Source organism: Actinomadura sp. 7K507 (assembly GCF_004348425.1).
Lineage (GTDB): Bacteria > Actinomycetota > Actinomycetes > Streptosporangiales > Streptosporangiaceae > Spirillospora.
Genome location: NZ_SMKK01000265.1, coordinates 1 through 12,067, shown reverse-complemented (window position 1 = coordinate 12,067; position 12,067 = coordinate 1). Strand labels below are relative to the sequence as shown.

Here is a 12,067-nt window from a genome sequence, read left to right as displayed (position 1 = left end):
GAGGGGCGCCGGGGCGCCGCCCGGGTCAATCGGTGTGGGTCAGTCGGTGCAGGTCAGGAGGCCCCGTTCAGGGTCTCGATGGTGCCCGCCGACAGCAGGCTCTGGTAGTAGGCGCCGCCGGGCAGGTAGCCCGGCGTCTGGGTGCCGTTGAAGGCGTCCTTGGCCCACGCCACCGCGAACGTCTGCAGCGCGGTGATGTTCGGGGCCTTCGGGGTTCCGCAGGCGATGGTCCCGACCGAGTCCGTGCTGGAGCCCTCGGCGTCGGTGTGCGCCCCGTTCCTGAGCCGGACGCCGACGAACGGGTCGTTCACCTCGGCCTGGACGGCGTCGGTTCCGGAGCCGCTGTTGTTGCAGGTGCCGTCGGGCGCCGAGATGGTGCGGATCTGCCGGCCGGTGCCGTCCACGCCCCTCAGGCCCGTGACGAGGTTGCTGCCGATGAAGGACTTCACCGGGTCCAGCAGCACCAGGCCGCGCAGGCCCGTCCACGCCGACGGGTAGCCGGTGCGGACCTTGTCGGCGACGTAGGTCACGGCCTCGCCGCCGGCGGAGTGGCCGGAGAAGACCATGGAGGACGGCATGGTCACGTCCGGCCGTCCGGCCTCGGCCTTGGCCTTGGCCAGGCTGCGGCCGAGCTTGTCGTTCGGGTGGGAGGCCTTGCCGAACAGGTCGGCGACGTTGCCGAGGAAGTCGGTGTTGTTGCCGATGTTCTGCAGGGTGCAGCCGAAGATGTGGGCGCTGGGCAGGGTGGGGGCGAACACCAGGTAGCCCTCTGAGGCGTATTCGCCCGCCAGGTCGGCGACGTGGTCGTTGGCGCGGACGAATCCGTGCTGGAGCCAGACCAGGCCCTTCGGGGTGCCGGACGGGAAGTACCAGTCGGCGCTCTGGTTCAGCATCGTGAACGCGCACCGGATCTCGACGGTCGTCTGGACCCGGGTGACGGCGGCCTGGGCGGGGGCCGCCACCGTCAGCGAGGCCGCCGCGCAGGCGGCGACGGCGGTGGTGGTGGCGGCTAGGGCACGGACAGCGCGGGTGACACGCATGACGCCTCCGGAAGGAGACCGTTTCGCTCGGCGAAACGGCGTTTCCAATGTTGCCACCATTAAGTGTCACCGGGGCGGCGGCGTCAAGAGAGATCCAGAACGCGGTTCGGTAACGCTCGTTCAGGACGGGTAGGCGCCCGCGCCCATGCCCGCGCCGCCCGCACGGAAGGCCGCCGGGGCGTGCACGGCGCACGTCTGCGCGTACTCCAGCAGCCCCTCGGCGCCGTACTCCCGGCCGTGCCCGCTGCGCTTCACACCGCCGAACGGCGCCCGCAGCGACATGCCGGTCCGGTTGTGGGTGTTGACGAAGGCGAAGCCCGCCTCGAAGCGGCGGGCGAACGCGAACGCGCGGTCCTCGTCGGCCGACCAGACCGAGGCGCCGAGCCCCAGGTCCCCGGCGTTCGCGCGCGCGAGCACCTCGTCCTCCCCGTCGTAGGGCAGCAGCGGCACCACCGGCCCGAACTGCTCGCCGGACACCACGGGGGCCTCGTCACCGGCCCCCGTGACCAGAACCGGCCGCACGAAGTGCCCCCGCGTGAGGTCGGCGCGCACCGAGCCGAGCGGAACGGCCGAGGCGCCCCGCCGGGCCGCGTCCGCGACCAGTCCGCGGATCCGCCGCGCCGCGTCCGCCGAGATCACCGGGCCGACCGTCGTCTCCCGGTCGAGCGGATCGCCCAGGACGACGGTGCGCGCCGCCGCCGCGACGTAGGCGTCGCGGACGTCGTCGAACCGGGACCGGGGCACGTAGACGCGCTTCGCCGCCATGCACACCTGCCCGGCGGTCGCGAAGGACGCCATGACGAGCCGGTCCATGTCCGCGTCGTCCAGCCGTGCGTCGTCCAGCAGCACCACCGGGTCGTTCCCGCCCAGCTCCAGCAGCACGGGCGTGATCGCCGCGGCCGCGGCCGCGCCGATGGCGCGCCCGGCCTCCGCGCCGCCGGTGAACGCCACCAGGTGCACCCGCGGATGCCCGGCGAGGGCCTGCCCCGTCCCGGCGCCGCCGTGCACGACGCGGACCAGCTCCGGCGGGAACAGCTCCAGGACCCGCGTCACGGCCAGCGGCGCCAGCGGCGAGGGCTTCACCACGGCGGTGTTGCCCGCCGCCAGCGCCGGGCCGACCTTCAGCAGGGTCAGGATGACCGGGGCGTTCCACGGCGTGATCGCCGCGACGACCCCGTAGGGGCGGTGCCGCAGCAGCAGCCGTCCCGCCGCGTCGTCCACCTCCCGGTCGGCGTACGCCGCGGGCGCGTGCTCGGCGGCCCAGCGCAGGTACGCGGCCGCGAACCGGACCTCGCCCTCGCAGTCGGCGACCGGCTTGCCCGACTCGCGCGCCAGCAGCTCGGCGATCCCCCCGGCGGCGGCGAGGGCGTCGGCCGCCCTGCTCAGGACTCCGGCCCGCTCGGCGGCGGGGACGTCCCGCCAGTCCCGCTGGGCGTCCTCGGCCGCCCGGACGGCCCGGTCCACCCGCGCGGCGTCCGCCACCGGCACCCGGCCGACGATCTCACCGAGCCGAGCCGGGTTCTCGCGGACGATCCCGGTGCCCGGCTCCGAAACAGGCACGGGGCCCGGCCCGGCACCGCTCACGCCGCGTCCCGCAGCGAGGCGATCATCGAGGTGCGCAGCAGGTGCCGGCGGGCGGCGTCCGGATCGCCCGCCAGCGCCCGCAGCTCCGCGTGGTACGGCCCGGGGTCGGCGGCGCGCATCCGTTCCCAGTTGGCGTGGGTCGAGCGTCCGACGAACGTCAGCGCGACGTCGCGGCGGGCCGCCGCGACGGCGTCCACCGCCTCCTCCGGGCCGCCCGCCAGGACTCCGGCGACGGCGCCGGCCATCAGCACCGCGTCGTGGACGCCGCTGTTCATGCCCATCCCGCCGAGCGGGTTGTTGACGTGCGCGGCGTCGCCGGCCAGCAGGACCCGCCCCACCCGGAACCGGACGGCCGCCCGCTGGTGGACCCGGTACAGGCTCGCGTGCGCGATGTCCCACCCGGTTTCGGCGACGCCGTTCAGCCGCTCGGGCAGCCGGGCCAGCTCGTCCCCGTCCGGGGTGCCCTCGGGCGTGGGGAACAGCACCCGCCAGTGGTCGGGGGTGCGCAGCAGCACCAGCCATTCGGCGGGGTCGAACACGTAGTTCACGTCGGCGATGCCGGGAAGCAGCGCCGCGACGTCGGTGCGGGTGGAGGCGACCAGGAAGCGCTCCGGGTAGGTGAGGCCCGCGAACTCGACGCCGGTGCACCGCCGGACGGCCGATCCGGCGCCGTCCGCGCCGATGAGCCAGCCGCCCCGGTGCCGCGTCCCGTCCGCGGTCGTCACCTCGACGCCGCCGGAGTGCGTCAGGACGTCGCGCACGCGCGCCCCGAACCGCACGTCGCCGCCGGCCTTGCGCAGGTGCTCCAGCAGGATCGGGGTGAGCTTGCTCTGCTCGCACTGGACGCGGAACGGGTACGGGGTGTCGCCGGACAGCACGGACAGGTCCAGCTCGGCGATCATTCCGCCGCTCCGCTCCCGGTACTGGAACGTCCGGGAGACGCGGCCGCGCTCGAGCAGCTCGTCCAGCACCCCGAGCCCGTCCAGCATCTCCAGCGTCGGCGGGTGGAAGGTGGACGCCCGCGACTCGGCCGCCAGCTCGTCCCCGGCCTCCAGGACGGTCACCGGAACGTCGTGCCGCGCCAGTTCCAGCGCCGCCGTCAGGCCGACGGGCCCCGCGCCGGCGACCAGGACCCGGGTCACGCGTCGTCCCCGGCGTGCGGGTCGTCCGCGGAGTGCAGGTCGTCCCGGGAGTGCAGGGCGTACGCGTTCTCCACGCCCACCACCTGCGGGTTGGTGAAGAACCGGAACGTCTCGGCGGTGCCCTCCTCGCCCAGGCCGGACGCGCCCCAGGCGGGCCGGGGCGCGAACAGGTGCAGGCTCATGACGCTCGACCCGTTGACCTTGACCTCCCCGGCGCGGATCCGGCCGGCCACCGCCAGCGCGGCGTCCTCGTCGGTGCCGGCGACGTAGCCTTCGAGGCCGTAGCCGGTTCCGTTGGCCAGGGCCACCGCCTCGTCGAGCGTCGCGTAGGGGTGCACGGTCGCGACCGGGCCGAAGATCTCCTCGGTGGCGCGGGCGGGGTCCACGCCCGTGACCAGCGCGGGCGCCAGGTAGTTGCCCTCGGCGGGGACCTTGGTGGGCGCGATGACCCGGCCGCCGAGCGCGTCGCGCCGGCCTTCGACCAGGGCGCGGTGGCGCGAGTGCACCAGGGGGCCGAGATCGCTGTCGTCCAGCGGCGGCCCGGCCCGCAGGGCCTCCAGGCGCCGGGCGACCTCGTCCAGCACGGCGTCCTGGATCTCCGCGGGCAGGATGAGGCGGCCGAGGCCCCGGCACCACTGGCCGTTGAGCGTGGTCAGCAGGTCGACGGCGGCTCGGGCGGCCCGTCCGGGGTCGGCGTCCGGCATCACGATCAGGGGGTTGTTGCCGCCCAGCTCCAGCTGGACGGGTTTGAGCCCGGCGGCGCAGGCGGCGGCGACCGACGCGCCTCCCGCGGCGCCTCCGGTGAACGACACCGCCCGGATCCTCGGGTCGCCCGTCAGGCGGGCGCCGGCCGTCCCGTCCCCGTGGACGAGCTGGAACACCCCGCCGGGGACGCCGTGCGCGGCCAGCGCGCCGGCGACGGCCTCGGCCAGGACCTGGGTGCCGTGCGGCGCGTACTCGCTGGGCTTGAGGACGACCGGGCAGCCGGCGGCCAGGGCGTTGGCGGCCTTGTGCGCCGCCATCGGCGCGGGCGCGTTCCACGGGACCAGGCACAGCGCGGGCCCCCACGGCAGCCGCCGCACCTGCACCGCGCGGCCGTCCTCGCGGCGCAGGACCTCGGTGGTGCCGTCCCGCAGCTGCGCGGCGGCCAGCCGGAAGGAGCCGGTCACGATCATGCCGAGCGGGAGGGTCTGGCGGAGCGGGACGCCCGTCGCGGTCGCCTCCAGCCGGACGATGTCGGCGAGCACCGGTTCCAGCGCGTCCGCGATCTCGTCGAGCAGGTCGGCGCGGTCGCCGCGGGCGGCCCAGTCCCCGGCCGCCGCCTCGGCCGCGGCCAGGGCCCGCTCGGTCCGGTCCTCGCCGGTGGCGGCGGCGGGGCCGAGCGCCAGCCCGGTCGCCGGGTCCTCCAGGACGAGGTCCAGCTCGCCGGCGCAGCGGGCCCACTCACCGTCGACGAGGTCGCGCTGCGGCCGGGCCGCCCCCGCGCCCCGGGTCACTTCTGCACGCTCGCGAACAGGTCGTTCTCCCGGGCCTCGGTGATGACCTGCGCCGCCTCCAGCCTGCCGCGCTCGGCGGGGAACGTCATCACCAGTCCCATCGCCAGGTCGCGCATGCCGCGGCCGATGACGCCGTCGAGCGTCGCCGCCGACGTCCCGCACGCCTTGAACGCGCCCAGCGCGACCTGGTAGCACGACTCGGCGATGTCGCCCTTGGCGATCCGCCACTGCCGGTACACGTCCCGCTTGGGCAGCAGCGGCGGCTCGCAGGTCTCCAGCTGGAGCTGCCGGCGGATCCACAGGTAGCCGGTCTCCAGCCGCTCGGACATCTCCCCGATGATCACCTGGTGCATGGGGGAGGACGCGATCGGCCGCCCGGAGTCGGCGAACTTCGCCCGGGTGAGGCGGTCGAGGGCGAAGTCGTAGACGGACTGGGCCGTGCCGAGGTAGCACGCCGAGATCGCCAGCTGGTTGCCGACGAAGCTGCCCCGGCTCATCGTCAGCATCCGCATGAACGCGCCCGGCACGGTCAGCGCCTCTTCAGCGGGGACGAACACGTCGGTGAGCGTGATGCCGTGGTTGTTGGACGCGCGCATGCCGAGCCCGTTCCAGGGGGTGCGGGAGGCGACGCCCTCCGCTTCCCGGGGGACCAGGAACATCGCGAGCCCGTCGGCGCCGGTCGTGCCGTCGAGGCGCGCGGTCACCAGGTAGGTGTCGGCGACGCCGGTGGCGCAGCCGAACGACTTGACGCCGTTGAGCGTCCAGCCGCCCTCGGCCGGGGCCGCGGTCGTGGCGATCGCGATGTTGGCGCTGGAGCTCTTCACCTCCTCGCTGGCGAAGTTGGCCATCCAGGTGCCGGCGGCCATCCGCGTCAGGACCTTCTCGGCGAAGGCCCGGACGGGTCCGGCCTCCTCGGCGGTGAACAGTCCCGCCTCGATCGCCTCCAGGGGCAGCAGTCCCCGCGAGGCGCTGGTGTTGTGGAAGAAGTACGACAGCGCGGTGGAGGGGCACGCGCCGCCCATCGCGTAGGTGGCGGCGGCCAGGTCGCGCAGCCCGCCGCCGAGCCCGCCGTGCTCCTCGGGCACGACGAGGCCGAGCAGCCCCGCGTCCCGCAGCAGGGTCACGTGCCCGGCGGGGAAGGCCGCCTCGGCATCCGCCCGCGCCGCGGCCTCGCGCAGCGCGGGCAGCACCTTCTCGACGCGGCCCGCGCGCTCGCGTTCGGCCTCGGTCATGTTCTCGACGAGCCGTTCGCCGGTCAGCGTCATCTGGGAGTCCCTTTCACGATGGTCATGACGCGATCCGGTTGGCGCGGCCCGGCAGGGCGGCGCCCCAGATCGCCTCCAGCTCGGCGGAGGCCGCCGCCAGGGCGGCCCGGTCGATCGGGGTGGCCACCTCCAGCTGGGCGGCCAGGAAGAGCATGTCCTCGGCGCACAGCCCGCCGTCGACGCCGCCGAGCGTGACGTCGAAGTGCCGCACGCCGCTCTTCATCGCGGTCAGCGCGTTCACCAGGCCGAGGCCGCGGGAGTCGCGCAGCCGGACGCGGGGGGTCACCGGCCGCGTCCGCGCGACGACGTCCTGCAGCAGGCCCCGCAGGTGCAGCGGCGACGCCGCGGCGGGCCCCTGGTCCAGCGCGATCTCGGCGCAGCCCGCCGCGGCGAGGCGGTCGGCGGCGGCGAGCACGTCGGCGCGCCGGTCGGCGCGGAAGGCGTCGGGGACCCGGCCCACCGCCGCGTGCCCGCGCAGCAGGACGGCCCGGACGAGCTCCGCGGCGCCGGGCCCGTCGACGATCTCGACGGCCTCGGCGTCCGGCGGGACCAGGTCCAGCTCGGCCTCGTCCTCGACCAGCACCGATCCTCCCGGCGGGAGGCCTTCGTGCGGGACGGGCGGGAGGCGCAGCCGGACGCCGGCGGCGCGCACGCGCCCCAGCAGCCCGGCCACGCCGTCGGGGGAGACGCGGGAGGGGGCGGTGCCGTGGGCGCGGAGCCTGCGGTGCAGCGCCGCGGCCAGGCCGGTGTCGGCGATGACGGCCGATTCGGGCAGCGGATCGGCGAGCTGCCCCCAGGCGCGGGAGTGGAACAGCAGCGGGGCGGTGCGGCGCGGGACGTGCGCGGCGGTGACCTCGCCGACGAAGATCGTGTGGTCGCCGCCGGGGTAGGCGTGCGCGACCCGGCAGTCCAGCCAGGCGAGCGCGTCCTCCAGCACGGGCGCTCCGGTGGGCGCGGCCGTCCAGTCCTGCCCGGCGAAACGGTCGCCGGGCGTGTGGCCGGCGAACCGGTGCCCGATCCCGGCCTGGTCCTTGCCGAGGATGCTGACGGCGAAGACGCCGCTGCGCTCGACGAGCGTGTGGGTGTGGATGCCGCGGGCGAGGCAGACCAGCACCATCGGCGGGTCGAGGCTGACGCTGCTGAACGAGCTCGCGGTCATGCCGTGCCAGCCGTCCGCGGTGGTGGTGGTGACGACCGCGACGCCCGTCGGCCACTGGCCCAGCACCGCCCGGAAGGTCTGCGAGTCGACCCCCACGGCATCGGCCTTTCGTTTCGCGTATGGAAACATCGTATCGATCACGGTAACGAGGCCCGTCGGGTCATGTCAACGGCCGCGCGCCGATGTTTCGCTACGGGAAACGCTTTGCCCTAAACTGTGTCCGTCCGCCCCGACGTCCCGAGAAGGAGCCGCAGTGACGCGCAGTGCTACGAACCAGGGCGACCGCGCCGCCGAGGACGGCGAGGGCCAGAGCCGGTCGATCGCGGCGGTGGAGCGGGCGATGGACGTGCTCCTGCTGTTCGGCCGCAGCTCCCGCCCCGATCTCGGCGTCACCGAGATCGCCACCGAGCTGGGGCTGACCAAGGCGGCCGTGCACCGCATCCTGACCGCGCTGCGCAGCCGCGAGCTGATCACGCTCGATCCGGGGACCCGCCGCTACGCCCTCGGGCACGCCGCCATCGCGCTCGGCCGGGCCTACCTGGCCCGGATGGACCTGCGCGCGCTGGCCGCCCCCGAACTGCGCCGCCTGGCCCAGGGGGTGGGCGAGACCGCCACGCTGTCGATCCGGCGGGGCGACACCCGGCTGTACGTCGACCAGGTCGTGCTGCCGCACGAGCTGCGCGTCGAGGTCAGCCTCGGCATCCCCTACCCGCTGCACGCGGGCAGCTCGTCCAAGGCGATCCTGGCGTTCCTCGACGAGGCCGAGGTGGACGGCTATGTGGAGCGCCATCCGCTGAAGGCGCTGACCGAGCGGACCATCGTGGACGCCGAGCGGCTCCGCGAGGAGCTGGCGGCGGTCCGCGAGCGCGGGTACGCCGGCTCGACGGGCGAGCGCCAGGAGGGCACCGCCTCCGTCGCCGCCCCGATCTTCGATCACGACGGCCGGGTCATCGCGGCGCTGAGCGCCGCCGGGCCGCTGACCCGGTTCAAGCCCCGGATGGGCGAGTGCGCCCCGCTGGTCGTCGAGGCCGCGGCCCGGGTCTCCGCCCAGCTCGGCCACAGCGGCTAGGACCGCGTCACAGGTCGGCGCCCGGCTTGAAGATGCCGAGGGCGCCGGTGCTCAGGACCGCGGCCCAGATGCCGAACACGTACGGCAGGCAGCCGTCCACCGACCGCTTGAGCGTCCGCTCGATCTCGGGGGTGGAGCCGCCGGCCATCAGCGCGCCGAACGCGGGCCCGAAGGGGCGCAGCGTCAGGCGGATGCCCAGGCCGCAGAGCAGGGCGATGGTGTAGAGGGCGACCTTGGCGCCGAGCCAGCGCGGGTTGGTCGTCACGCCGAACGGGGTGTCGGCGAGCAGCGTGTAGGCCGCGGCCACCGAGAGCCCCGCGGCCACGGCGATGCGGATCGCCCAGTCGGCCCGCCGTACCCAGGGGAACCTCCCGTGCGTGCGGTGGTCGACGATGGTGGCGGCCAGCCAGGCGAGCGAGAACGCCCACGCCAGCACGATCTGCCAGAGGCCGAAGGCGGGCGCGCCGAACAGCTCCGCGCCGTGCGGTTCCAGCGCCATCAGCGTCAGGCCGCTGGGGAGGAAGAGCACCAGGCAGATCTTGGGACCGAGGTCCAGCCCGCTCATGATCTGCAGCGCGGCCGAGCGCGCCGCCGGCGTCAGGTCGGGCCGCAGCACGTACCGGCTCGAGTAGAAGACGCCGAGGTCGCCGCCCACCCAGAAGACGAACAGCACCACGTGCAGAAGGATCCACCAGCCGTGCGGATGCGGTCCCACATCGCCTCCCGGTTCGCGAAGTTTGCGAAACGCCGTTTCCTTCTGGGGAACGGTAACAGATCGCCCCGGGTCAGGCGGCGGGCGCGCGCCGCCCCTGCAGCTCCGCGAACACGACCAGGCGGTAGGCGGCGGAGAACTTCGGATGGCAGGTGGTCAGCGTGAGCATCCGCTTGACGGGCTTGCGTCCCGGTTTGCGCGGGACGGGCGCGATCACGCCGGTCTCGCCCGGCCGCACGATGACGCGCCCGGTGACCTCGTAGACGTAGGTGGCGGTGGCGGTGTCCACCAGGATCCGGTCCCCGCGCTTCAGGTCCCCGTTGCGGTTGAACGGCGAGCCGTAGGTGGTGCGGTGGCCGGCGACCGCCATGTTCCCGACCTGGCCGGGCCCGGCCGTCCCGGGGTAGTGGCCGGGGCCCCGGCGCAGGTCCTCTTCGCTCACGCCCTCGATGACGGCGTACCGGTAGGACGCGCCGAAGCGGGGCACGCGCAGGATCGCCAGCGCCTCGCCCTCGGCCGGCGCGGAGGCCCCCGCCTTGACGCCGGGCGCCCCGCCGGACCCGTTCCGCGTGGTCGCGGCCGCCTGCCGGGCACGGGCGGCGCTCCATCGCTGCTCCAGCTCGTCCTGGAGTCCGCCCTGCTCCTGGTGCATGTACTGGCTGGTGCCCCATGCCAGGTAGCCGACGAAGAAGGCGAGGAGCAGCCCCGCGGTCACCAGGGTCTCGGCCAAACCTCGCAACACGGCGCGCATGGTGTGGAACCGTAACGGCTTGCAAGGGAAACGGCGATTCCCTGAATGAAACGATTGTGTTTCGCCGGGCCGATCTCTTGACACGGCCTACGCACTACGGTTTCGCTATGTGCACCTTGCGAAACCCTGTTTCCTCCTGCGAAACAAGGTTCGGGGTGGGGCGCTGGTTCGCATGGCGGACTGGTGGTGCGGCATCCAGCTGCCCGGGTTCCCCGTCCCGCCCGTCCGGGCGGGCGGTCCGGCTGAAAAGGAGCGGCGGCACACGATGAGATCCAGACGAACGGCACTGCGCGGTGCGGCGGTGGTGGTGACCGCCGCCGCCGGGGCCGTGGCGGTTCCGGCGGCGGCCGCGGCCTACGCCGCGACCGGCCAGGTCCCCTACTCGTGCACGATCTTCGGCACCACGTTCGACTACAACGCGACCGTGACCCTCACCGCGCCCGCGACGGCCGGCGTCGGCGACGAGGTCACGGTCGAGGCGGACTTCTCCAACCTTCCCGGAGTGGCGCCGGTGCCGGTCAACAAGTGGACGACCTCGGGGTCGCTCACCCTGTCCGGCGCCCAGACGGGCTCGGTCGACATCACGGTGCCCGAGAAGGCGGGCCCGATCCCGCCGTACGGCGAGGTCCCGATCGGCACCGCCACCGGCACGTTCACGATCGGCGCCGCCGGGGACGTCAAGATCGCCCCCGGCGACCTGTCGATCCTCGCCGACGCGGGCGCCCAGGCGACGATCGCCTGCGCGCCCAAGGGCACGCCGGAGGCGCTGGCCACCATCAGCGTCGGCGCCACCGGAGGCCCGAGCGTCTCCGTCAACCCGCCGAGCGTCGCCCAGGGCGGCGGCATCACCCTGTCCGGGGCGGGCTGGCAGCCGGGTGCGGTCGACGTCGCCCTGTGCGACGCCAACGGCGCGCAGTGCGCGGCCGGCGACCTCACCGGGGTGTCCGCCTCGGTGGACGCCGGAGGCGAACTGACCGGTTCCGCGACCGTCGCCGGGTCGGCCGCCACGGGGTCCCGCACCGTCGTGATCACCCAGGGCGCGGTCAGCAAGAGCGTCGCGCTGAGGGTCACCGGGGACGCCCCGCCGCCCACCGGCGAGTGCGAGGGCCAGGACGCCGAGCAATGCGACGAGCAGAAGATCAACCTGATCGTCAACGGGGGCCCGCTGACCATGGCCCGCGAGGCGGGCGAGGTCGACCTGACCCCGGTCACCCTGAACGGCACCGAGCAGACCGCCACCGGCGACCTGCGCGAGGTCACCGTCGTGGACGCGCGGGGCGGCACCGCCGGCTGGTCCCTCACCGGCGTGCTGAGCGACTTCTCCGCGGTGGCGGGGACGAAGATCCCGGCCGGGAACATGTCGTGGACGCCGTCGTGCACGCCCGGCGCGGGGTCCAGCACCGCCGTTCCCGGCAGCGCCGGCGCGCTCGACCCGGCCACCGCCGCCACGCTGTGCAGCGCCCCCGACGGCGCCGGGCAGATCGTCGGCGGCACCTTCACCGCCGGCGCCGGGCTGAACCTGAAGGTTCCGCCGGTCACCGGCGCCGGCCAGTACACCGCCGTCCTCACCCTCACCCTCTCCTGATCCGCACCGACGACCATCCGCACTGACAAGTATCCGCACTGACAAGTATCCGAACTGACAAGTATCCGAACTGACAAGAGTCCGCACTGACCGCGGCCGGGAAGCGGCGTCGCGCCCGCCGCTCTCCCGGCCGCACCGAGGTGATCCATGAGAACGCGCCTCCGGATCGCCGCCGTGGTGGCGGCGGCCCTTCCGGTGACCGGTTCCGCCCTGCCGGGCGGCGCCGCCGTCGCCGGTGCCGCCACCGCGCCCGCCCCACCTCCC

General features: G+C 74.6%; 10 protein-coding genes. 2 read left to right on the top strand and 8 right to left on the bottom strand.

Annotated features, from left to right (window positions below; genetic code table 11):
• Positions 1-53 precede the first annotated feature (53 nt).
• The 6 genes from E1285_RS38255 to E1285_RS38230 all read right to left on the bottom strand — a co-directional run bounded on the left by E1285_RS38255 (position 54) and on the right by E1285_RS38230 (position 7,782).
• Positions 54-1,040 (bottom strand): hypothetical protein, encoded by a 987-nt coding sequence (locus E1285_RS38255; RefSeq protein ID WP_207947122.1) that lies wholly within the window; start codon positions 1,038-1,040, stop codon positions 54-56.
• A gap of 120 nt (positions 1,041-1,160) precedes the next feature.
• On the bottom strand, positions 1,161-2,600 hold the full coding sequence (locus E1285_RS38250) for an aldehyde dehydrogenase family protein (RefSeq protein ID WP_243723345.1): 1,440 nt from the start codon (positions 2,598-2,600) through the stop codon (positions 1,161-1,163).
• A 20-nt stretch (positions 2,601-2,620) separates the two neighbouring features.
• Positions 2,621-3,766 (bottom strand): FAD-dependent oxidoreductase, encoded by a 1,146-nt coding sequence (locus tag E1285_RS38245; protein ID WP_132159491.1) that lies wholly within the window; start codon positions 3,764-3,766, stop codon positions 2,621-2,623.
• Complete coding sequence (locus E1285_RS38240; RefSeq protein ID WP_132159490.1) at positions 3,763-5,262, bottom strand: aldehyde dehydrogenase; 1,500 nt, start codon at positions 5,260-5,262, stop codon at positions 3,763-3,765. Before E1285_RS38240 ends, E1285_RS38245 begins: the two co-directional genes overlap by 4 nt.
• Positions 5,259-6,527, bottom strand: a complete 1,269-nt coding sequence (locus E1285_RS38235; RefSeq protein ID WP_132159489.1) for an acyl-CoA dehydrogenase family protein — start codon at positions 6,525-6,527, stop codon at positions 5,259-5,261. The genes E1285_RS38240 and E1285_RS38235 overlap by 4 nt, the downstream gene beginning before the upstream one ends.
• A 22-nt stretch (positions 6,528-6,549) precedes the next feature.
• On the bottom strand, positions 6,550-7,782 hold the full coding sequence (locus E1285_RS38230) for a flavin reductase (RefSeq protein ID WP_243723344.1): 1,233 nt from the start codon (positions 7,780-7,782) through the stop codon (positions 6,550-6,552).
• Between the two features lie 157 nt (positions 7,783-7,939).
• Between E1285_RS38230 and E1285_RS38225 the strand changes: the two genes are divergently transcribed.
• Entirely contained in the window at positions 7,940-8,755 is an 816-nt protein-coding gene (locus E1285_RS38225) for an IclR family transcriptional regulator (RefSeq protein WP_243723343.1), read from the top strand.
• A gap of 7 nt (positions 8,756-8,762) precedes the next feature.
• On the opposite strand, the gene E1285_RS38220 is transcribed toward E1285_RS38225, so the two are convergent.
• Complete coding sequence (locus E1285_RS38220) at positions 8,763-9,470, bottom strand: hypothetical protein (RefSeq protein ID WP_132159486.1); 708 nt, start codon at positions 9,468-9,470, stop codon at positions 8,763-8,765.
• A gap of 70 nt (positions 9,471-9,540) precedes the next feature.
• Positions 9,541-10,218, bottom strand: a complete 678-nt coding sequence (locus E1285_RS38215) for a class E sortase (RefSeq protein WP_132159485.1) — start codon at positions 10,216-10,218, stop codon at positions 9,541-9,543.
• 265 nt (positions 10,219-10,483) lie between these two features.
• On the opposite strand from E1285_RS38215, the gene E1285_RS38210 reads away from it, so the two are divergent.
• On the top strand, positions 10,484-11,803 hold the full coding sequence (locus tag E1285_RS38210) for a hypothetical protein (RefSeq protein WP_132159484.1): 1,320 nt from the start codon (positions 10,484-10,486) through the stop codon (positions 11,801-11,803).
• Positions 11,804-12,067: the final 264 nt, after the last annotated feature.